The 21,620-nt window shown below is 69.2% G+C and carries 18 protein-coding genes; 6 read left to right on the forward strand and 12 right to left on the reverse strand.

What is annotated here, in order from left to right:
* Positions 1-52: 52 nt before the first annotated feature.
* From tgt to AB4Y72_RS09265, 5 genes are all read right to left on the reverse strand, one after another.
* Positions 53-1,360: a tRNA guanosine(34) transglycosylase Tgt gene (tgt, locus tag AB4Y72_RS09245; RefSeq protein WP_441425865.1), complete on the reverse strand. Its 1,308-nt coding sequence runs from the start codon at positions 1,358-1,360 to the stop codon at positions 53-55.
* 33 nt (positions 1,361-1,393) lie between these two features.
* Entirely contained in the window at positions 1,394-2,119 is a 726-nt protein-coding gene (locus AB4Y72_RS09250) for an SRPBCC domain-containing protein (RefSeq protein WP_441425866.1), read from the reverse strand.
* A gap of 78 nt (positions 2,120-2,197) precedes the next feature.
* Positions 2,198-3,298 (reverse strand): DUF6707 family protein, encoded by a 1,101-nt coding sequence (locus AB4Y72_RS09255; RefSeq protein ID WP_441425867.1) that lies wholly within the window; start codon positions 3,296-3,298, stop codon positions 2,198-2,200.
* A 120-nt stretch (positions 3,299-3,418) separates the two neighbouring features.
* Complete coding sequence (locus tag AB4Y72_RS09260) at positions 3,419-3,958, reverse strand: NUDIX hydrolase family protein (RefSeq protein ID WP_441425868.1); 540 nt, start codon at positions 3,956-3,958, stop codon at positions 3,419-3,421.
* A gap of 117 nt (positions 3,959-4,075) precedes the next feature.
* Positions 4,076-4,855: a VOC family protein gene (locus AB4Y72_RS09265; protein ID WP_441425869.1), complete on the reverse strand. Its 780-nt coding sequence runs from the start codon at positions 4,853-4,855 to the stop codon at positions 4,076-4,078.
* 90 nt (positions 4,856-4,945) lie between these two features.
* Here AB4Y72_RS09265 and AB4Y72_RS09270 point away from each other — a divergent pair, with 90 nt between their 5' ends.
* Positions 4,946-5,545, forward strand: a complete 600-nt coding sequence (locus AB4Y72_RS09270; protein WP_441425870.1) for a YdeI/OmpD-associated family protein — start codon at positions 4,946-4,948, stop codon at positions 5,543-5,545.
* A 91-nt stretch (positions 5,546-5,636) separates the two neighbouring features.
* Positions 5,637-6,449, forward strand: a complete 813-nt coding sequence (locus AB4Y72_RS09275) for a phosphatase PAP2 family protein (protein ID WP_441425871.1) — start codon at positions 5,637-5,639, stop codon at positions 6,447-6,449.
* Here AB4Y72_RS09275 and AB4Y72_RS09280 read toward each other — a convergent pair.
* From AB4Y72_RS09280 to AB4Y72_RS09300, 5 genes are all read right to left on the reverse strand, one after another.
* The gene (locus AB4Y72_RS09280) at positions 6,402-8,324 is read right to left on the reverse strand and encodes a glycogen debranching N-terminal domain-containing protein (RefSeq protein ID WP_441425872.1); all 1,923 of its coding nucleotides are present in this window, start codon (positions 8,322-8,324) and stop codon (positions 6,402-6,404) included. The genes AB4Y72_RS09275 and AB4Y72_RS09280 overlap by 48 nt on opposite strands.
* Positions 8,325-8,350: 26 nt before the next feature.
* Positions 8,351-9,487, reverse strand: coding sequence for an ABC transporter ATP-binding protein (locus tag AB4Y72_RS09285; RefSeq protein ID WP_441426003.1), 1,137 nt, complete (start codon positions 9,485-9,487; stop codon positions 8,351-8,353).
* A 50-nt stretch (positions 9,488-9,537) separates the two neighbouring features.
* Positions 9,538-11,100, reverse strand: a complete 1,563-nt coding sequence (locus tag AB4Y72_RS09290; RefSeq protein ID WP_441425873.1) for an ABC transporter permease — start codon at positions 11,098-11,100, stop codon at positions 9,538-9,540.
* Between the two features lie 47 nt (positions 11,101-11,147).
* A complete protein-coding gene (locus tag AB4Y72_RS09295; protein ID WP_441425874.1) occupies positions 11,148-12,185 on the reverse strand; it encodes an iron ABC transporter substrate-binding protein in 1,038 nt (345 codons plus the stop codon).
* 201 nt (positions 12,186-12,386) lie between these two features.
* The gene (locus AB4Y72_RS09300) at positions 12,387-13,580 is read right to left on the reverse strand and encodes a glycoside hydrolase family 76 protein (RefSeq protein WP_441425875.1); all 1,194 of its coding nucleotides are present in this window, start codon (positions 13,578-13,580) and stop codon (positions 12,387-12,389) included.
* 215 nt (positions 13,581-13,795) lie between these two features.
* Here AB4Y72_RS09300 and AB4Y72_RS09305 point away from each other — a divergent pair, with 215 nt between their 5' ends.
* Both AB4Y72_RS09305 and AB4Y72_RS09310 read left to right on the forward strand, forming a co-directional pair.
* Positions 13,796-14,587, forward strand: coding sequence for an SDR family NAD(P)-dependent oxidoreductase (locus AB4Y72_RS09305; RefSeq protein WP_441425876.1), 792 nt, complete (start codon positions 13,796-13,798; stop codon positions 14,585-14,587).
* Positions 14,584-15,864, forward strand: a complete 1,281-nt coding sequence (locus AB4Y72_RS09310; RefSeq protein WP_441425877.1) for an acyl-CoA dehydrogenase family protein — start codon at positions 14,584-14,586, stop codon at positions 15,862-15,864. The genes AB4Y72_RS09305 and AB4Y72_RS09310 overlap by 4 nt, the downstream gene beginning before the upstream one ends.
* 7 nt (positions 15,865-15,871) lie before the next feature.
* On the opposite strand, the gene AB4Y72_RS09315 is transcribed toward AB4Y72_RS09310, so the two are convergent.
* Both AB4Y72_RS09315 and AB4Y72_RS09320 read right to left on the reverse strand, forming a co-directional pair.
* A complete protein-coding gene (locus tag AB4Y72_RS09315) occupies positions 15,872-16,702 on the reverse strand; it encodes a DUF1684 domain-containing protein (protein ID WP_441425878.1) in 831 nt (276 codons plus the stop codon).
* Between the two features lie 106 nt (positions 16,703-16,808).
* Complete coding sequence (locus tag AB4Y72_RS09320) at positions 16,809-17,450, reverse strand: TetR/AcrR family transcriptional regulator (protein ID WP_441425879.1); 642 nt, start codon at positions 17,448-17,450, stop codon at positions 16,809-16,811.
* A 406-nt stretch (positions 17,451-17,856) separates the two neighbouring features.
* Between AB4Y72_RS09320 and AB4Y72_RS09325 the strand changes: the two genes are divergently transcribed.
* Both AB4Y72_RS09325 and ppc read left to right on the forward strand, forming a co-directional pair.
* Entirely contained in the window at positions 17,857-18,537 is a 681-nt protein-coding gene (locus tag AB4Y72_RS09325; RefSeq protein ID WP_441425880.1) for an NADPH-dependent F420 reductase, read from the forward strand.
* A 237-nt stretch (positions 18,538-18,774) separates the two neighbouring features.
* On the forward strand, positions 18,775-21,588 hold the full coding sequence (gene ppc, locus AB4Y72_RS09330; RefSeq protein ID WP_441425881.1) for a phosphoenolpyruvate carboxylase: 2,814 nt from the start codon (positions 18,775-18,777) through the stop codon (positions 21,586-21,588).
* Positions 21,589-21,620 lie beyond the last annotated feature (32 nt).

Here is a 21,620-nt window from a genome sequence, read left to right on the forward strand (position 1 = left end):
TATCCGAAGAGGTTCCGGCGCAGATGAAGACCCGGACCGAGGCCAGGATGCCCTACGAGTAGTACTGCCCCAGGGTCTCGGCCTTGAACTCGAAGAAGTTGCCGGCCTCGATGGCGAGCCGGGCGTCGTCCACCATCTTCACCACGAAGCGCTCGTTGTGGATGGAGATCAGCGTGGCCGAGACCATCTCCTTGGCCTTGAACAGGTGGTGGATGTAGGCGCGGGAGTAGTTCAGGCAGGCGTAGCAGTCGCAGCCTTCCTGCAGCGGGCCAAAGTCGCGCTTGTACTTGGCGCCGGAGAGGTTGTAGCGGCCGGTGGGGTGGTAGAACGCCGAGTTGCGGGCCACCCGGGTGGGGGAGACGCAGTCGAAGGTGTCCGCGCCGTTTTCGATGGCGGTGAAGATGTCGTCCGGTTCGGAGATGCCCAGCAGGTGCCGCGGCTTGTTCTCCGGCAGCTCCTCGTTGCACCAGCGCACGATCGTGCCGAGGTTCTCCTTCTCCAGCGCGCCGCCGATGCCGAAGCCGTCAAAGTTCATCGCGCCGAGGTCGCGGCAGGCCTTGCGGCGCAGGTCCTCGTACTGGGCGCCCTGGATCACGCCGAACAGCGCCTGGTAGGGCTTGCCGGCGCGCTCGTTCGTGAGCCGGAAGTGCTCGGTGATGCAGCGCTCGGCCCAGCGCCGGGTCCGCTCCAGGGACTCCTCCTGGTAGCCGCGGGAGTTCTGCAGCGTGGTGAGCTCGTCGAACGCGAACATGATGTCCGCGCCGATCTGGTGCTGGACGTTCATCGAGATCTCGGGGCTGAAGCGGTGCCGGTCGCCGTTGAGGTGGCTCTTGAACCACACGCCTTCCTCGTCCACGTGGGCCAGGCGTTCCTTGCCGGGGGCCACGGCGTCGTCCGGCCCCGAATGGTCGACCGATTTCATGTCGATGACCTTTTTGAACCCCGAGCCCAGGCTCATCACCTGGAAGCCGCCGGAGTCGGTGAACGTGGGCCCATGCCAGTTCATGAACGCCCCCAGGCCGCCGGCCTCGTCCAGGATGTCCGCGCCCGGCTGCAGGTACAGGTGGTAGGCGTTGGACAGCACGGCCTGGGCGCCGAGCTCGGCGATGGATTCGGGCAGCACGGATTTGACCGTGGCCTTGGTGCCGACGGCGATGAACGCCGGGGTCTGGATCTCGCCGTGCGGGGTGGTGATGGTGCCGGTCCGGCCCAGGAACTCCCCGCCGTTGGCGGCAATCTGCCCGGCCGACGGCGGGCACGCCTCGCTCAGGCGTTTGCCCACGCGGAAGGAGAACTCGGACTGCTGGGCGGGCGCGGCGGCCGCGGCGGGCAAAGGATTGGAGTCAGGATTGGCTGGCACGGTTCAAGTGTGCCAGCTAACGCAGCTCTTGCCTTATTGGACGGGATCCGATGTGGGGTAGTTCTCAGCCCGCCACTTGTCCCAGTAATTGCGAATTGCCTCCAGCTGGTGGGCCCCGAGGTCGTAGGTGGAGACGATCGCGAGGGATCCGCCGTCGGGCCGGACATCAGCGATCGCGGGCTGGTCCGCCACAATCAGCAGGCCTTCCCCGTGCTCGGCGTAGTTGTGGACCGTCAGGCCGACCTGGTGGTTGCTGCGGAACCACACCTTGCCGGAGATTTCCTCACCCGTGGGCAGGGTGAGCGAATACGGGTCGCCAGGGGAGGGGACATCGCTGAGCCCGAGTTTTTCTATCGCGGACCCGCCGGAGCCGGGTACGGAGAAGAAGAGGGTCCTGCGCCTGCCGTTCGGGTGCCGTTCCAGGGCGAAGCGCAACTGGTGGAGGAAGGTCAGCCAGCCCTGGGTGATGTCCTCATCCCAGGCCGCCCACTCGGAATTGTGGTCGATCGCCGCGCGGGTGACGCTGACCTCCGTGCCCGTGGGGACAGGTTTCACGGTGAAGACGTCTCCGCCATCGACCACCAGGGAGGTGTGGTCCGCGCCTTCGACCACATTGGGGCCGAAGTAGATTTCGTTGATTTCGGCCTCTTGGTCATCGGCCACCCAGCCGTGCCATTGGGCGATCTTGGCGGGTTCGCGCAGCATGGTCCAAACTTGCTGCGCGTCGGAGTTGATCACAACGCTCAGATTGTTCGTCATGGGGTGAATCTACAACTCCGGGCCCGCGACGGGTAGGGCCCTCCAAAACCTCGCGTCCGCGACCTCACGCCCCGAACGTCAGGCGCGGACGGAGTCGAGCTCGTTGCCGATCCGCCGGTCCAGCTCGGCGGCGCCGATGGTCTCGGAGCCGCCGTGCGCGCGCAGCACCAGCAGGGCCTCGAGGCGCAGGAGCCGCCATTCGCGTTCCGCGTCCGGATTCGCGTTGTCGATCGAGCGGAAGATTTCCTTGTCGTACAGGTTGGGCTCGTTGAGCGAGCGCTGACGCACCTTGGCGTTGATCCTGGCCTTGAACGGGTCCGCTTCCATGGCCTCCGGCGCGCGGAGGAATTTCTCGTAAATCCCGGCGCGTTCGGGCTGGCCCAGCTGGCGGCAAATGTAGCTGGACAGCGCCAGGGAGGACTCCACCGAGGCCCAGCGGCCCGGGTTGCCGTCGAACGGCAGGACGTTGAGCAGGTCCGCGACCGCCAGGGCGTTGTCGGCGTCCTTGAGGGTGATGAACAGGTCATGCGCGAGGTCGCTGAGATCCTTCAGGCAGCTGCCGGACTTGGTGTTGATGCCCTTGGCGAGCCGTTCACTGAGCAGGAGGACCCCGACGGCGCCCGGGTGGGCCGCGGCCGCGGCTTCCACGACAGACTCCGGTGTGCCGTCCGGGGCAGGGATGAGGGCCAGATCCGCGTCGCTGGGACCGCTCACCGCGGGCGGCGCCGCAGGCTGGGGCGGAACGACGACGGCGGCGGTCGGCGCGGTGTCAGACAAAACGGCGTCAGACAAGACGGCGTCAGGCAAAACGGCGCCGGACGAACCTGCGTCGGACAGGACGGCGCCGGGCACGTCCTCGTCGGACGTTCCGGGGGCACCGTGCTCCGCGGGCGTTGCGTCAGCGGTTCCGGCGGGCAGGAAACCTGCGGCTTCCGGGGTGTCCGCGCCGGGCTCGGCATCCGGGGTGGTCCGGACAGTTGATCCCGCCGCGATCCGCAGCACGCCGCCGCCGCTGAGGGTGGCCAGGACCATCGCGGGCGTGCCGAAATCGTCGGTTTCGACGTCCACTTGATAGACCTCGGCGGAGCGGTTCCCGTCGGGCAGGATCAGGTGGTCGCCGGCCCGTAGGGATCCAGCCTGCTGTTCACTGTAGTTCCGGGAGGCTGGGGGGTGGGTCATCGGGAGTCCTTAAAGTTCTCTTGCGGTCCGCCCTACAGTCTACAAAATCGGGTGCGCGAAGTCGGGGACGCAGGGGACGCGCCGAGCGTCCCGGGGCGGCGGCAGGCCAGGGGGAGCCTGCTAGTTGCCGACTCCCGCGAAGGCCAAGGCCTGCCGGATCAGGGCGCCGCGTCCGCCGCTGAATTCCAGCTGAACGTCCGAGCTCATGACCTCCTGCGGGGTCATCCAGGTCAGCTCCAGGGCGTCCTGGCGCGGGGAGCATTCGCCGGTAACGGGAATGATGTAGGCCAGGGCGACGGCGTGCTGGCGGTCGTCGGTGAAGCCGGTGTGGGACGGGGACGGGAAGTATTCGGCCACGGTAAACGGCACCGGACTGACCGGCAGCTGCGGGAACGCGAGCGGGCCCAGGTCCTTCTCCATGTGGCGGAGCAGCGCGGCGCGGATGGTCTCGCGGTACAGCACCCGGCCGGAAACCAGGGAGCGGACCATGGTGCCGTCCTCGTCGGCCTGCAGCAGGGTGCCGACCTCGTTCACGAACCCCAGGGGGTCCAGCCGGACCGGAACGGCCTCGACATAGACCATCGGCAGCCTGCCGCGCGCCTCGAACAAGTCGTCGTCGGAGAGCCAGCCGGGATTCGGGTCAGGGGTGCGCACATTCATGGTTAAGTTCTACCCCATCCCCGAGACAACGGGCCGACGCCGCGTGGCGGGGCGGCCGGGTCCCCCGCGTATCCGTCATGGTGAGCCGCCATGGTGCGCCGGCATGGTGACGCGGTCTCAGCCGGCCCGCTTTTCGGTAATCCAGAGCATCGCCCCGTTGGGGTTGTCCGGCAGGTCGGCCGCGTCGGGGTTGGCCACGTGCAGGCTCCTCCCGAAGGCTTCTTCCGTCATGCTGACCTGGTGGCCCGCGGCAGCCAGGCGGTCCCGCAGCGCGGAGAGATCGCCGGAGTATTCAAAACCCAGGCCGGAGCGGGCCGTGCCGCTGGCGGGCCGCACCATCAGCACGCCGCCGTTCTTCGCCGTGAAATCCGCGGTTTCGTCGTCGTCCGGGGACGGGCGCAGCCGGGCACCCATGTTCCGCAGCGTTTGGGCGGCAGCAGCCGCGTCAGGACTGAACCAGACCTCGACGACGGCGAGGGCAGGATCGGCGCCCGCGCACTGAGCGCCATGGGCGGCCTTGTCCGCGAAGAAACCGAACCCGTCCTCGCCCGTAATCCGGCAGGTCTCGCCGTGCTCGGCCCGGAGCAGCTCCGCCGGAGACGTCCCCTCCTCCACCCCGGCGGCGTTGGTGCGCCGCGCGAACTCTGCGAGGTCCCCGACCTCGACGCCGAAGTCCGTCCGGCCGTCCAGTACGTTGCCATCCAGCGCGTTGCCTTCGGGCGTGGTTCCGCCCCCGCCGGCGCCGGCCGCTACGCGGTGCAGGGCGAGGCGGCCGGAGCCGGCGTCGAACTCCTGCCAGTCGCCGTCCTGGGCCGTCCGCACCATGCCGAGGGCGGACAGCAAACCCTCCCACTGGTCCATGCGGGAGGTGTAGTGGATCGGGCGGACGCGCAGCATGGGATCTCCTTGTGAGGACAGGTTTGGCTCCTCATGACATGGTGCCACCAAAGCACGCATCCGGTCAGCCCCGCGGAGCACAATAGTGCCATGGCTGTAGAACTCGAGGAATTGCTCGTGAAGGATGCCGCCGCGTGGCGCGCCTGGTTGGAGCAGAACCATGCGCGCAGTCCCGGCGTGTGGCTCGTGCTGCACAAGAAAGGCGGCTCGGTGACCGAGCTGGACTACGAGGCCGCGCTGCAGGAGGCGCTGTGTTTCGGCTGGATCGACGGGCAGGGCCGGCGGCGGGACGGGGAGAGTTCGTTCCAGCGGATGACCCGGCGGGGGCCCAAGAGCGTCTGGTCCGCGCGGAATGTGGAGCGGGTTGAACGCCTGGAGGCGGCCGGCCTCATGACCCCGGCCGGGCAGGCCGCCGTTCTCAGCGCCAAGGCGGACGGGCGCTGGGAGGCCGCCTACGCGGGGTCAGCCACGGCGGAGGTCCCGGAGGATCTCGCGGCGGCCATCGCCGCGGAGCCCCGGGCGCAGGCGATGTTCGAGGTCCTGACGTCCGTGAACAGGTACGCCCTGATCTACCGGACGAACGGGGTCAAGCGGGCCGACACGCGGGAAAAGAAGATCGCAGGGTTCGTGGAGATGCTGACGCGGTTCGAAACGCCGTACCCGCAGGCCAAGCGGCCTCCGGAGGCATAGCGCCGCGCCGGCGCCCGCGGGGCGCCGAACTCCCAGAGAATTGCCAGCCGCCATCCGGGCGACAGGGAGTTGCAGCTGGCAGGATAGAGCGATGCTCTTTGCCCAGCGCGCCAAGCGACCCTCCACCCGCCCGCCGCGGCCGTCCCAGCGGCGGCTCTTCTTCGCGGCAGTCGGCCTGCTGATCGCGGGCGAGACGATCTTCTGGACCATGCTCGCCGCAGTGCAGTCCAACAGCGGTGCGGCCGCCCTGGACGGGCCGGTGCATAACGGCCTCGTGGCGTCGCGGAACCCACTGGCCACGGCCCTCCTTACGGCTGTGACCACGGTGACTTCGCCGGTGGCGATGACCGTGATCGGCTGTGCGCTCGCCCTGGCCTGGGCGGTGTGGAAGCGGGAAGTCTGGCATCCCGCGCTGCTGATCGGTGCCATGGCGGCGACTTTCGCGGTGTCCACGCTGATCAAGCACGAGATCGGCCGCGGCCGGCCCGCCGCCAGCGATTTCCTGCTGGGCCCGGACGACGCCCTGTCCTTTCCCTCCGGCCATACCTTCGGTGCCGGGGTCTTCCTGGGCGTCCTGAGCTACCTGGTGCTGGCGGCCCGCGGCACGCGGACGATCAAACGCACGACGTCGGTACTCGGCTTCGCGGCGGCGGCGGCCGGGACGCTGCTGGTCGCCTACAGCCGGTTGTACCTGGGCTATCACTGGCTGACGGACGTCGTGGCTTCCATCGGTCTGGCGCTCGCCGTCACCGGAGTGGTGATCCTGGCCGACGGGCTGCGTGCCGCCAGGGCCGGCCGGACGGCGCCGGTGGCGCCATCCGTGCCGGCAGCGGAAGTCGCCGTGGCGGAAGTCCCGTCAGAGCGCGACGCCCATCGCCTGGGCGATCACCACAGCCGACGCTGAGGACCACGCCTGCGGGTGGCACGACGCCGGATAGGGCACCGCGACTGACGAGTCCTCGGCCCGGACCCCGGCGAAGACCTCCGGCAGCCGGTGCCCGAAAGAGGCTGCCGCCGCGAGCAGCCCATCGGCGAGCACGCGGGCCTCGGCGGTGAAACCGTCGGCCAGGAGGCCGCGGATCGCAATGGCGGTGTCGTGGCTCCAGACCGAGCCGCAGTGGTAGCTGAAGGGCCAAAAACCCGCAGCGCGGCGTGAGATCGTGTGCACGCCGTAGCCGGAGAACAGCTCCGGGCTCACCAGCCTGTCCGCCACGAGCCGGGCCTCGTCCGGGTCCAGGATGCCCGTGCCCAGCAGGTGCCCCATGTTCGAGCCCGGGATATCGAGCGGAACCCCGTGCCCGTCGAGGGCCATGGCCGGGAACGGCCCGGCGTCGTCCTCAACCCAAAAGCGCTCACGGAACCTGAGCCGGAGGGCGGCGGCGAAGTCCCGGAGCGCCTGACCGCCGGGTTCCCCGTACGCGTCGAACAGCCCGGCCGTTTCCAGCGCCGCCTGGTACGCGTAGCCCTGGACTTCGGACAGGGCGATCGGCCCGTCGGCCTGCCGCCCATCACGGAACTGCATGGCGTCCCGCGAGTCCTTCCAGCCCTGGTTGCTCAGGCCGTGGCCTGTCGCGTCCCGGTAGCTGAGGAACCCGCCGTTGCCCGCGCCGGCAGCGAGCAGCCAGTCGGCGGCGCGTGCCGCATTCGGCAGCAGCGAACGGACGGCGGCGTCGTCCCGGCCGGCGCGCCAAAGTTCTCCGAGCAGGCAAAGCCACAGCGGGGTGGAATCCACGGCCCCGTAGTACACCGGCGGCAGGCGCAGGCCTTGGCTCTCCAGCACCAGCTCCTTGGACCGGAGTTCGTGCAGGATCTTGCCGGGTTCCTCGGCCGCTGCAGGGTCCGTCCGGCTGCCTTGGAACGCGGCCAGGGCCCGCAGCGTGCCCGAGGCCAGCCCGTTGTCCGTTCCGGAGTCCAGCGGCAGCAGCAGACGCGCCGCCCACAGGGAGTCCCGCCCGAAGAGCGTGAAATACCAGGGCGCCCCGGCTGCGGTGAAGGGGGCATCCGGAAGCTGGCGGGTGGCCAGCCGGAGCCCGCCCACGTCATCGAGGGAGTTGTCCAGGAGCAGGCCCAGCGCACCGGCAGGACCGGTCCGCGGCGGCCGGGACGCGGGCGGACGGGCCGCCACGACGGCGCCGTCCTCGTCCGTGAGGACGGCCTGCCATTCGGCCTCAAATGGACGGCCCCGGCCCAGGCTGCCGCGCCAGGCGAGGCGGCCTTCCGCGGTGACGGCACCGGGCGCCCCCACCGTCAGGGTCTTGCCGCCCTCCCGCCAGCGCAGCGCCGACTGATCGGCGGAGAACGGGCCGGAGGCGTCGCGGAAGCGGCTGAGCCGGATGTCGGCCATGTCGGTGAAATCGGCGGCCAGCTCAACGTCGATTTCGACGTCGAGCGAATCAAGTGAGGTGCGCAGCTGCAGGCTGTGCCGCACCACGCCGGGCGTCACGGTCCAGGTCTGCAGGAGCTCGACCGCGGGATCCTCCGTGGGCCCCGGGATGCCCCGGACGAGTCCCCGGACGCGCAGGACGCCGCCCGGCTCGGTTTCGACCGTGGCCGGTTCCGGTTCCAGGCCGTTGACGCGCACGAGGGCCCGGCTGAGCATCCGCGTGTCGCCGTGCAGGAGCCCCGTGAACCCGGCCGGATCGGCGGGATCGCCGGCTCCGGGCAGGTCGGCGCCGGGCGGGGTGACCTCACCGGCCAGGCGGCCGTCCGGATCGAGCCACAGCTGGGTGGGGGCGGCTACGGAGCAATACTGGCGGTGCAGGCCTGGCTGAACAGTCATCCGCCAACCCTATAACTAGTGCATCCCTACGGAGACGGCTGCTCATCCACCGGGAAGGCGACGGCCTCGCCCACCACGCGGAGCCGCAGCTCCGTGCCCGGACGGGCGATGGAGGCGTTCCAGTGCCGGATCGTGATGATTTCCCCGCCGCCGGGGTAGCGGTGGTCCGGAATGGCGCCCGCGGCAAGGACCGGCGGGACCGGAAGCTGGAGCCGCACGGTGGTTTCGGGGCCGAAGTAGTCGGTGTCCACCACGGTGCCGCGGATGGGGCCGTCCTCGGAAATGCGGATTTGTTCGGGCCGGAGCATCAGCTGGACCCGGCCCTGCGCGGGCGGCCGGCGAACCGGGATGCCGCCCAGCGAGCACGTGGCCAGGGAGCCTTCCATCCAGGCATCCAGGATGACGGCGTCCCCCAGGAACTCGGCGGTGGCGCGGTCCGCCGGGCGGGTGTAGACGACGAACGGGTTGCCGATCTGGGCCAGCCGGCCGCCCCGCATCACGGCCACCTGGTCGGCGAAGGACAGGGCCTCGGCCTGGTCGTGCGTGACGAGGATCGTGGTGACGCCGGCGTCCTTCAGGACCTGACCCACGGCGCGTCGGGTGGCCACCCGCAGGCCCGCGTCCAGGGCGGAGAACGGCTCGTCCAGCAGCATGAGCTCGGGCTCGCGGGCCAGGGCCCGGGCCAGTGCGACCCGCTGCTGCTGGCCGCCGGAGAGCTGGTGCGGGCGGCGCTTCGCCATGCCCGGGTCCAGCGAGACCATGTCCAGCAGTTCAGTGACCCGTTCCTTGACGCCCCGGCGGCCGCCCGGGAGCTTGGCCGGGTCCAGGCCGAACGAGATGTTCTGCCCGACCGTCAGGTGCGGGAACAAGGCGCCGTCCTGGGCCACGTAGCCGACGTGGCGTTTGTGGGCCGGGACCCAGGCGTTCTCGCCCGCCACCTTGGTGCCGTTCAGTGAGATGCTGCCGGTATCGGGGTGTTCGAAGCCCGCGATCAGGCGCAGGAGCGTGGTCTTGCCGGAGCCGGACGGGCCCACGATCGCCGTCGTTCCGCCCCTGGCGACGGACAGGTTGACGCCCTTGAGGACGGCCTGGGAACCGAAGTTCTTGGTGACCGCATCGATCTCCAGGTGGCTGTTGGTGCTGGTGGCCACGGAGGCCGCGATCCGCGGCTCGGGGAGACGGGAGCGGGCCTCCAGCGACGGGTGGGTATCGGTCACTGTCCGGCTACTTTCTTGGACTGCTGGAAGAGGAGATAGGTCATGGGTGCGGAGATCAGGATCATCAGCAGCGCGTACGGGGCCGCGCCGGCGTAGTCAATCTCGCTGCTCTTGCTCCAGAACTCGGTGGCAAGCGTGCTGGTGCCGTTGGGCGAGAGCAGCAAGGTGGCGGTGAGTTCGTTGACGATCCCCAGGAACACCAGGGCCGCGCCGCCGGCCGCGGCCGGGGCCGTCAGCCGCAGCGTCACCCGGAGGAAGGCCAGCAGCGGCGGCTTGCCGAGCGCCTGGGCGGCCTCGTCGAGTTCCTTCGGTGCCTGGGACAGCCCGGAGCGGATGTTCACCAGCGCCCTGGGCAGGAACAGCAGCACGTACGCCGCGATCAGGAGCGCTGAGGTCTGGTACATGCTGGGAAGAAACCGGATGCTGACGGTCACGAAGGCCAGGCCCACCACAATCCCGGGCATGGAGCTGGTGATGTAGTTGGACAGCTCCAGGGACTTGCTGAACCAGCTGGGACGCCGCACGGCCAGATAGGCCATGGGGAAGGCGACCACGGTGGTGGCCACGGCGGCGGCGACGCCGTAGGCCAGGGTCTGCAGCAGGGCCGGCAGGAACTCCTCGGCGGCCCAGACATCCGGGCCGCCGGCGACCACCCAGCGCAGCACGAACGCCAGCGGCAGCCCGAAGGCCAGCCCGGTGAGCGCGAGCAGCGACAGCTGGGCGGGGACCTGGTAGGCGTGCAGGGGCAGCCGCAAGGCCCGCGCCTGGGCGCCCGACCCGATCCTGGCATACCGGGCACTGCCGCGGCTGCGGACCTCCACGAGCAGCAGGATCAGGCACAGGAAGACCAAGACACTGGCCAGCATGTTCCCGGCCGTGCCGTTGAAGGTGGACTGGTACTGCACCATGATCGCGGTGGTGAAGGTGTCGAAGCGGATCATCGCGAAGGCGCCGTATTCGGCCAGCAGGTGCAGCGCGACCAGCAGCCCGCCGCCGGTCATGGCGACGCGCAGCTGCGGCAGCACCACGCGGAAGAAGGCGCGCCAGGCGCCGAGGCCGAGGGACGCCGCGGACTGCTCGATGGCCGGGTCCAGGCGGCTGAGCGTCGCGGCGGCCGGGATGTACACGAGCGGGAAATAGGACAGCGTGGCGATCAGGACCCCGGACCACAGCCCGCCGAGCGAGGGCACCGCGGAAACCCAGGCATAGCTGTTGACGAAGGCGGGGATGGCCAGCGGGGCGGCGAGCAGCACGGCCCACCATTTGCGGCCCACCAGGGTGGTGCGTTCCACGAGCCACGCGCCGCCGACGCCGAGCACCAGGCACAGCGGCACCGTCACCACGGTCAGCAGCACAGTGTTCAGCAGGAGCTCCCCCACCCGGGGGCGGACGATCAGGGCCACGGCGGTGTCCCACCCGGTGGCGCCCGTCATGACGATCACGTAGGCCAGGGGCACCAGGGAAAACAAGGCGATGAGGACCGCCATGATCGACACGACAGAGACGCCGAAAGGCGGGCGGGGGCGCTTGCCCCTGCCCGCCGTCGTCGTGTCCGTCATCGCCTCAGCAGATGGACCGGGGACCGCCAGCTTGCTCGTCACCGGAGTTACAGCAGTCCTGCCTGGGTCATCAGCTCGGTGACCTTGGCGGAGTTGAGCTTGGCCGGGTCCACAGTGGGGGCCTGCAGTTCCTTCAGCGGGACCAGCTTGTCGTTGGACGGCACGCCGGAGCCGACGGCGTATTCGAAGGACGTGCCCTTCTGGAGCACTTCCTGGCCCTTCTTGCCGGTGATGAACTTCAGGAAGGCCTGGGCCGCTGCGGCGTTCTTCGAGGACTTCAGCACGCCGCCGCCGGAGACGGAGACGAAAGCGCCCGGGTCCTGGTTCTTGAAGTAGAACGGCGTGACGTTATTGGAGTTCTCGCCGGTCTTGGCCTGGTCGCCGTAGTAGTAGTAGTGGTAGATGAGGGCGGCGTCCACTTCGCCGGCGTTGACGGCCTTCATGGCCGTGCTGTTGCCCTTGTAGGCCTTGGCGTTCTCCTTCATGCCCTTGAGCCATTCCTGGGTGGCGGCTTCGCCCTTGAGTTCCAGCAGGGCCGAGACGATCGCCTGGAAGTCGGCGCCCGACGGCGAGGCCGCCCACTTGCCCTTCCACTCGGGCTTGGCCAGGTCCAGCATGGACTTGGGCAGCTTGTCCGCGCTCAGCTTCTTCTTGTCATAGACCAGCACGGTGGAGCGGGCCGCGATACCGGTCCACTTGTTGGTGGAGGGGCGGAATTCGGCCGGCACCTGGTCCACGGTGGCCTTGTCCACGTCCGCGAACAGGCCGGCGTTTTCCACCTGGGCCATGGCGGGGGAGTTCTCGGTGAGGAAGACATCCGCCGGCGAGGCTTGGCCTTCCTGGACGATCTGGTTGGACATTTCGGTGTCGTCGCCCTGGCGCAGGGTGACCTTGATGCCGGTTTCCGCGGTGAAGGCGTCGACCCACTCCTTGGTGAGGGACTCATGCTGGGCGTTATAGACCGTGATCTCGCCGGAGGCGGCGCTGCCGGCCTGCGAGGAGGAACCGGAGCCGCAGGCTGCCAGGCCCAGGGCGGCAGTGACGGCCAAGGCGATGCCCGCCAGTGCGTTGGTGCGGATCTTCATGGGGCTACTTTCTGCAAGGAAGTCGTCGGAGGTGCCCGCCCCCCGTGAGCGGGGAAGTTAGGGCATGCTCACTACAAAAGACTGTAGGTTAGCCAAACCTAAGCAACCAACCTGAGATGCCGTTAAGTGATCAGGATCACAGGAATTACGAAACTATTGCGTGACGTAATTGAAGCGGCGGGGTAGCGGGCTGAAAACGGGCTACGGGAGGGGTGCCGCCGCGGCCGCCGCGGCCGCCTCCAGCACCATCCAGGCCTGGAGTTGGGTGGAGAGTTCGACGGCGGCGCCCTCCGGATAGCTGCGCCGCGCCGGCAGCTCGGTGCGGTCGGAGAAGACCAGATGGCCGCCCGACCGGGCGAGGCGGTCCTGCGGCGGGAGGATCCGGCGGCCTTCCCAGAGCGCCTCGGCCGTGTTGTTCACGAGCGTCGCCGCCGTGTTCCGGGTCTCGGCAGGCAGCCGTTCGTCGCGGGCGGCCAGGGCGAGGTAGCGCACGAGGATCCCGGTGAAGAGACCGCCGTCGCCCGTTCCCTCGCAGCGCAACACGGAGACGGTGCGCCCCAGCAGCGGGGCCGGCTGCGTGAGGCTGCGCGCCACGGCCTCCACCAGCGCGGCCGCCCGTCCGAGGTTCGCCTCGCCGCCGAGTTCCAGCAGGGCACCGAGGACCGGCCCCTGGTTGTAGGTGTAGATGGTCTCTTCCAGCAGCACGTCACCCGCGCCGGTAATCCGCACCCCGTCCCGGTACAGGCCCTGTTCCGGCTCGTAGAGGCGTGCATCGAGCCAGTCGAGCAGCGCCTGCGCCTTGGCCGGGTTGCCCGTCCGTGCGTAATAGAGGGCCACCGGTGCGGTGGCCGGGGTGTTTTTGAAATCGCGCTTGGTGCTCCAGAACGTGCCGCCGCCCAAGTCATCCGTGGAGGCGGAGTCGAACTGCAGGGTCAGGCTCTGCAGGACCTTGGCGTTGCGCTCGCGGCCGGTGGTTTTGCGGGTGTCCTCGGCGAGCTTGTCCAGCCGGAGCGTGGCCAGGGCCAGCCAGGCCATGTCGTCGTAGTAGTTGTTGACCACGGTGAGGAAGTTTCGCAGCCGGATGCCCGTGACCAGCCGGGAGGCGAGCCGGCCGGCGCTGGGCCTGTTCTCGCCGTCAAACTTGGTGCCGGGACGCCCCGGCGAGCCGAGTTCGCGGCGGCCGGCATCCACGAGGCAGTCCAGGTAATGCGCCTGCCACCAGTAGTGCCAGGGCCGGGACAGGTTTTTCAGCCGGCCGGAGGGACGGAGGGTGGCGCCAATGTGGGTGCCGGGCAGGAAGAACAGCCGCTGCCCGAAAAGCCTGGTGACCGAGCGGGCGGCCTCGTCCGCACGAAAGGACCAGTTAGGGGCGGCTGAGGCGTCTGCTCGGTTCATGGCTCAAGCCTAATAGCGGACCCGATCCGGTGCCGATCGTGACGGCCCGCGGCGAACCTGCGGCGAACGTACGGCGCCGTAGTGCGGGGCTAAGGTGCGGAATGACCTAATTCCAGTTAACATTCACTAACTAACGTTCCCCGCGGGCCGCTGCTGCAGTGCCGCCCGCGTCGAGGCTTTACTGCCGGGGTTCGGTTCCACATCAAGGAGGATGTATGGACGTCTTGGGTACTGTCGCACTGATTACGGGCGGGGCCTCGGGTCTCGGAGCTGCCACGGCCAGGCGGCTGTTCGACGCCGGCGCGTCGGTGGTGCTCGTGGACCTGCCGGGGTCCGCCGGAGACGCCCTCGCCGCCGAACTGAACGCTTCCGGTGACAGCCGCACGGCCGTCTTTGTCCCCGCGGACGTCACCAACGAAGCGCAGGTGCAAGCCGCCGTCGACGCCGCCTCCGCCCTGGGCCCGCTGCGGATCGCGGTGAACTGCGCGGGAATCGCCACCCCAGGCAAGGTCCTGGGCCGCGACGGCGTGCTGCCCCTCGAGGCCTTCAGCCGCGTCATCCAGGTCAACCTCGTGGGCACCTTCAACGTGATCCGCCTCGCCGCCGCCGCGATGGCAGCCACCGAGCCCGCCAGCACCGAGCTCGGCGGTCCCGAGCGGGGCGTCATCATCAACACCGCCTCCGTCGCCGCGTTCGACGGCCAGATCGGCCAGCCCGCCTATGCCGCCTCCAAAGGCGCGGTGGCAGCCATGACGCTGCCGATCGCCCGCGAACTCGCGCGCTCGCTGATCCGGGTGGTCACCATCGCCCCGGGGATTTTCGAGACCCCCATGATGGCCGGGCTGCCGCAGGAGGCGCAGGACTCCCTGGGCCGTCAGGTGCCGCATCCCTCGCGCCTGGGCCGCCCGGCCGAATACGCCAACCTCGCGGCGCACATTGTGGAGAACGCCATGCTCAACGGCGAGACCATCCGTCTCGACGGTGCCATCCGCATGGGCCCGAAATGACCAGTTCCGAAATGACCAGTTCCGACATGACCGGGACGGGTCTGGCCGCCACGGCGGCGCCGACGGGGGTCGCCCCGGCGGTGATCTCACCGCCGGTGGCGGGGCTGCCCACGGCGGACTTCTTCGACTTCGAAGCCCTGCTCAGCGCCACGGAGCAGGCCAAGCTGGCGCAGCTGCGGGAATTCCTGGCGGCCGAGGTCGCCCCGTTCGCCACCGACTGGTGGAACAAGGCCGAGTTCCCCGCCCACATCCTGCCCAAGCTGGCCGCCCTGGAGCTCAGCGCGCCGGCCCAGCGCGGCTACAGCCACCTCTTCGCCGGCATCGTCATCGCGGAGATGACCCGGGTGGACACCTCGCTCGCGACCTTCTTCCTGGTCCACCACGACCTGTTCGTGGAGTCGCTCTACGGCTTCGGCTCCGATGACCAGAAGGCGCGCCTGCTCGAGGACGCGGCGAACCTGCGCACCACCGGCGCCTTTGCCCTCACGGAGCCGGAGCACGGCTCGGACGTCGCCGGCGGCATGGAAACCCGGGCCCGGCGGGTGCCAGGCGGTGCCGCCGACGGCGGCGATGCCTGGATGCTCAACGGCGCCAAACGCTGGATCGGCAACGGGACGTTTTGCGACTACCTCCTGGTCTGGGCCAGGGACGAGGCCGACGGCGGCATCCGCGGCTTCATCGTCGACGCCACCTTGCCGGGCGTGCACCGGAGCCGGATCGAGAACAAGATTGCGCTGCGCACGGTACAGAACGCGGACATCGTCTTCACCGACGTCCGCGTGGCCGAGACGGACCGCTTCGCCGGGATCAGCAGCTTCGAGGACACCAACGAACTCCTGCGCGGCTCCCGGATCATGGTGGCCTGGCAGGGCGTGGGGCAGCAGCTCGCGGCGTTCGACGTTGCCCGGCAATACGCCGTCGAACGCCAGCAGTTCGGCCGTCCGCTCGCGAAGTTCCAGCTGGTTCAGCAGCAGCTGGTGACCATGCTCGGCAACGCCGTGGCGAGCATGGGCATGATGGTCCGGATCGCCCAGCTGCAGGAGCAGGGCGCCGCGGACATGCCGCAGGTGGCGCTCGCAAAGTCCTATGTCAGCGCCCGGATGCGCGAGACCGTGGCGATGGGCCGGTCCCTGCTGGGCGGCAACGGGATCGTCACCGACTACCGGATGGCCAAGATCTTCTCCGACGCCGAGGCGATCTACACCTACGAGGGCTCGTTCGAGATCAACACCCTGATCGCGGGGCGGGCCGTCACCGGGGTGTCCGCGATCGTCTAGAGACCGGTTAGAAGAGGCCGGGTTCCTTCTCGCCGGCCTCGATCCGGTAGTCGAGGCTGTTGTTCTTCACCGGCATGGGGCAGGTGCCGTACGGGGTGAATGCGCTGGGGTAGTTGATGGCCCGGTTGAAATCCAGGATCACCGTTCCGTCCGGCCTGGGCTTCGCCGTGGAGACCTTGCGCCACTCGTCCGTTGATTCCCCGTTGGTTTCGTCGTGGAACGTCACGGTCAGGGCGCCGAGCTTTTCTTCCTCGGCCTGCAGGCGGAACTCGTGCTCCGAGCCCGGCAGACGGAAGACGAGTTCGCCGACCGAGCGGTGGATCCCGTCCACCAGCGGGTTCGCGGTGCCGATCGGCACGTCCACGGGCTCGGGATAGGGCACGAACCGGGCCTCGACCACCAGGTCGGGGCGGAAATCGAACGTCGGCACGCCGTCGAACTCAGTGAAAGCCGGTGACTGCGAGTCCCGCGTGCGGATGGCGTACCTGTCCGCCCGCATGGCGAGCTCCACCACCACCTGGCGGCCGTCGCCGCCGCCGTACTGCACCCACATCAGGGACTCCTCATCGGCGAGCACGGCGCTGACGGTCCCGTCCACGGGCCCGCCGCCGTCCACGAGGGTCAGTCCGTCCGACGCCGCAGCGGCGAGGAACGCTGTCGTGCCGTCCGTGGACCACAGCCCCGGGGCGAGTTCGACGCCGGCAGGCCGGTCCTCGAGCCACTGGAAGGACGTCAGGGTCAGCCAGCCGTGGTCACTTGCCAGGGCCGCGTTCCGGCTGTTCCGGAAACGCTGCCAGCGGGCAAGCTGCGGGTCCGTCGCTGAACCGGGTGTGGGCACGGAACTAGACGTGGGCCTCGAACCAGTTCCGGGGTCAGGAGCATTCACGCGGCACCTCCAGGTGGCATCCGCCCAACTAGCTCGCAGCAGGGGCCGTTTTGGGGCCTCAAAACGGCCCCTGCTGCGAGTCAGTTGGGGCGGGCGGGGTTTTGAGGCTGAGGTTCACCAGCTGGGCTGCCGTGGCCCCGGCCGTGGCGGCCGTGTCCGGGTCGCCGTCGAGCACCCCGCTGGCCAGGCCGCCGTCGAGCAGCAGGGTCAGGCTGCGGGCCAGCTTGTCCGGGTCCGGCGCGCCGGCGCGGGCGGCCAAATCCCGGATCCAGGCGCGGATCTGCTGTTTGTGGGCCACGGTCCGGGCATGGACCGGGGTGCCGGCGGCCGACTCGGCCGCGGCGTTGATGAAGGCGCAGCCGCGGTAGCCATCGCGCCGGCAGGCCGTTGTCAGGGCATCGAACAGACCGACGAGCTGCGCCGCGGGGTCCTGGCCGGCGGCCTCGGCGGCGGCATGGAGCTGCCCGGACCAGACGCCGTCGACCTTTTCCAGATACGCCAGGACGAGGTCGTCCTTGGCCGGGAAGTATTTGTAGAAGGTGGCCTTCGCGACGCCGGACTCGGCAATGATCGTATCGATTCCGGCGCCGCGAAAGCCGTGCGCGTAAAAGAGCCGGAAGGCCGTGGCCAGAATCTTCTCCCTGGCATGCCCGGCGGGGGTGCGGACAGCCGGCGGTGCGGTGGCTGCTGGCAAAGTCATGACACCATCGTACACAGACAAGTCTGTCTATGCCGGGTTTCGCGCCTTCCGGCTGCCGCCGGCCCCCGGCCGGCCCCGTGGGGGCGGGCGCCGTGGGGGTCGGCGCCGGCCCGTGCGCAATGCGGGGCTACGGACGTGCGGCCAGGCCCTGCACGAGCAGCCGCCAGACCTCCCGCAGCCGCCGCGGGCGTCCCGCAGGGCGCCGAATTTCACGCTGATCTGCGCGTTCTCCCGCGGGCGGCCGCGGATCGCGTCGCGCAGCAGCATTTCGTTGTGGCTCATGCCGTAGAAGCCGCCCGGAGCCCCGGCGGGTGCCGCTTCTCTTGCCGTAGACAGATCTGTCTGATAGCGTCGGGCCCACAAGTAGACGAACCTGTCTACTCCACTGATTTGGAACGAGGACACCATGAAAATTGCAGTACTTGGAACCGGCATGGTGGGGCGCACGATCGCCGGCGCATTTGCGGGCCTGGGTCACGACGTCGTGATCGGCACCCGCGACCCGCAGGCCACGCTGGCCCGGACCGAACCGGACGTGATGGGGACCCCGCCGTTCGCCCAGTGGCACGCCGGGAACACCGGAGTCGGCGTCGAGGCCTTTGCCGATGCTGTGAGCGGCGCCGAGCTGATCGTCAACGCCACCAACGGCGGCGGCTCTCTGGCTGCGCTGTCCGCCGCCGGCACCGAAAACCTTGCCGGCAAGATCATCATGGACATCTCCAACCCGCTGGACTTCTCGCAGGGCATGCCGCCGTCGCTGAACCCTGTGAACACGGACAGCCTGGGCGAGCAGATCCAGCGGTCCTTCCCGGAGGCCAAGGTGGTCAAGACGCTGAACACGATGAACGCCAGCGTGATGGTGGATCCGGCGCGCGTGGCCGGCGGCGACCACTCGGTGTTTGTCTCCGGGAACGACGCCGACGCCAAGGCGGCCGTGACCGACATCCTCAAGGGCTTCGGCCACCGCGACGTGATCGACCTCGGCGACATCACCAGTGCCCGCGGCGCGGAAATGCTCCTGCCGATCTGGCTGCGGCTCTGGGGCGCGCTGGGCACCGGCGATTTCAACTTCAAGATCGCGCGGTAGTTCCTCAGCCCAACGAACCCGCAGTTAAGGCCGTTTTGAGCACACAGAACGGCCTTAACTGCGGGTTGGTCGGGAACCGGGGGCGGTGAGGGTGTCCGTGCGGGAGCGCCTGACACTATCTGAGACGGAATTCCGGCGGGCAGAGCCTGCGGGTAACATCCCATGGGAAGAAGTAATCAGGCTCACAGTATCCAGCGCAGTGTACGAGCTACGTCGAACCCTCGAAAGATAGTTTCCATGGCTGACACTGCAATGCATTCCGACACCGATCTTGCCGCCGAACTCCGGGCTGACGTCCGCCGCGTCTCCACGCTCCTCGGTGAATCCCTGGTCCGCCAGCACGGCCCGGAGCTCCTGGACCTCGTCGAGCAGGTGCGCCTGCTGACCAAGGAATCCAAGGAGGCCGCCCGGGGCGGGGCCGACGCCACCGGGCCGTGGAGCTCGTACGACGTCGTCGCCCAGGTCCGCGAACTGCTCGGCTCCCTGCCCCTTGAGCAGGCCACCGACCTGGTCCGCGCCTTCGCGTTCTACTTCCACCTGGCGAACGCCGCCGAACAGGTCCACCGGGTCCGCGGGCTGCGCACCCGGCAGGAGAAAGACGGCTGGCTCGCCAAGGCCGTGGAGGAGATCGCGGACCAGGCCGGCAACTCCGTGCTGCAGGAAGTCGTCAACGAACTCGATGTCCGTCCCATCTTCACCGCCCACCCTACCGAGGCGTCCCGCCGTTCCGTGCTGGACAAGATCCGCCGGCTCTCGGACATCCTTTCCGAGTCCACGGTGGAGGGCACCTCCGCGCGCCGGCGCCAGGACCGCCATCTGTCCGAAGTGATTGACCAGATGTGGCAGACCGATGAGCTCCGCCAGGTCCGCCCCACCCCCGTGGACGAGGCCCGGAACGCCATCTACTACCTCACCGGCATCCTCAGCGACGCCATGCCGGAGATGCTCTCGGACTTCTCCGAGCTCCTCGCCGAGCATGGCGCCACCCTGCCGTCGGAGAAGGCCCCGATCCGCTTCGGCTCCTGGATCGGCGGCGACCGGGACGGCAACCCCAATGTCACCGCCGCCGTCACCCGCGAGATCCTCCAGATCCAGAACCAGCACGCCGTGCGGATCAGCATCGGCCTGATCGACGGACTCATCTCCATCCTGTCCAACTCCACCGCGCTGGCCGGGGCCGACCAGGACCTCCTGGACTCGATCGACGTCGACTTGGGGAACCTGCCGGGCCTGGACCGCCGCGTCCTCGAACTGAACGCGCAGGAGCCGTACCGGCTCAAACTCACCTGCATCAAGGCCAAGCTGATCAACACCGGCCGGCGCGTCGCTGCCGGGTCCGCGCACGAGCCCGGCCGCGACTACACGGCCACCGCGGACCTCGTGGCCGAGCTCGGCCTGCTGGAACGGTCGCTGCGGAACCACCACGCCGCCCTCGCCGCCGACGGCGCCCTGTCCCGGGTCCGCCGCGCCATCGCCTCGTTCGGCCTGCACCTGGCCACCCTCGACATCCGGGAACACGCAGACCACCACCATGACGCCGTCGGGCAGCTCATGGACCGGCTCGGCGGTCCCGGCCTCCGGTACGCCGAACTCAGCCGCGTCGAGCGGCTCGAGGTGCTCGGCTCCGAGCTCGCCTCCCGCCGTCCGCTCTCGGGCCACCCGATCAAGCTCGACGGCGTCGCCGACGGCACCTACGACGTCTTCCGGGAGATCCGGCGCGCCTTGCGCACCTACGGCCCGGACGTGATCGAGACCTACATCATCTCCATGACGCGCGGCGCGGACGACGTCCTGGCCGCGGCCGTGCTGGCCCGTGAGGCCGGCCTGGTCAACCTCTTCGGCGAAGCGCCCTGCGCGAAAATCGGGTTCGCCCCCCTGCTGGAGACCGTGGACGAGCTCCGCGCCTCGGCCGAGATCGTGGACCGGCTGCTCTCAGACGCGTCCTACCGCGAACTGGTCCGGCTGCGCGGTGATGTGCAGGAAATCATGCTCGGGTACTCGGACTCCAACAAGGAATCCGGCGTCATGACCAGCCAGTGGGAAATCTACAAGACCCAGCGCAAGCTCCGGGACGTGGCCGCGAAGCACGGGGTCCGGGTGCGCCTCTTTCACGGCCGCGGCGGTTCGGTGGGCCGCGGCGGCGGTCCGACCTACGACGCCATCATGGCCCAGCCCAACGGCGTGCTCGAAGGCGAGATCAAGTTCACCGAACAGGGCGAGGTCATCTCGGACAAGTACTCCCTGCCGGAGCTGGCCCGCGAAAACCTTGAGCTCTCCCTCGCCGCGGTGCTCCAGGGCTCGGCGTTGCACCGCACGCCGCGCACCTCGGAGGACCAGCGCGTGCGCTACGGCCACGTCATGGAAACCGTCTCCGACGCCGCCTTCGCCCGCTACCGCGCGCTGATTGAGGACCCCGACCTGCCGGCCTACTTCATGGCCTCCACCCCGGTGGAGCAGCTGGGGTCCCTGAACATTGGGTCGCGTCCGTCCAAGCGCCCCGATTCCGGCGCCGGACTTGAGGGCCTGCGGGCCATCCCGTGGGTGTTCGGCTGGACGCAGTCGCGGCAGATCGTCCCGGGGTGGTTCGGCGTGGGCTCCGGCCTCAAGGCCGCGCGCGAGGCCGGGAACTCGGCCCAGCTCAAGGAGATGATCGAAGGCTGGCACTTCTTCCGTTCGGTGCTCTCCAACGTGGAGATGACGCTGGCGAAGACGGACATGGACATCGCCGGCTACTACGTCTCCACCCTGGTGCCGGAGGAACTGCACCACCTGTTCCGTGCCATTAGGGCCGAGTACGAGCTCACCGTGACGGAAATCCAGAACCTCACCGGCGAGCACGTGATCCTCGATGCCCAGCCCACGCTGAAGCGCTCCCTGGAGATCCGGGACCAGTACCTGGACCCGATCAGCTACCTGCAGGTGGAACTGCTGCGCCGCGTCCGGGCCGAAGCCGGGGCGAGCATCTCCGGCGCCGAGATCGACGAGCGCCTCCAGCGCGCCATGCTGATCACGGTCAACGGCGTGGCCGCCGGCCTGCGCAATACGGGCTAACCCCCTCCCCGACGCTCCCTCAGGTGTGGCGG

This window comes from Arthrobacter sp. YAF34, assembly GCF_052113245.1.
Taxonomy (GTDB): domain Bacteria; phylum Actinomycetota; class Actinomycetes; order Actinomycetales; family Micrococcaceae; genus Arthrobacter.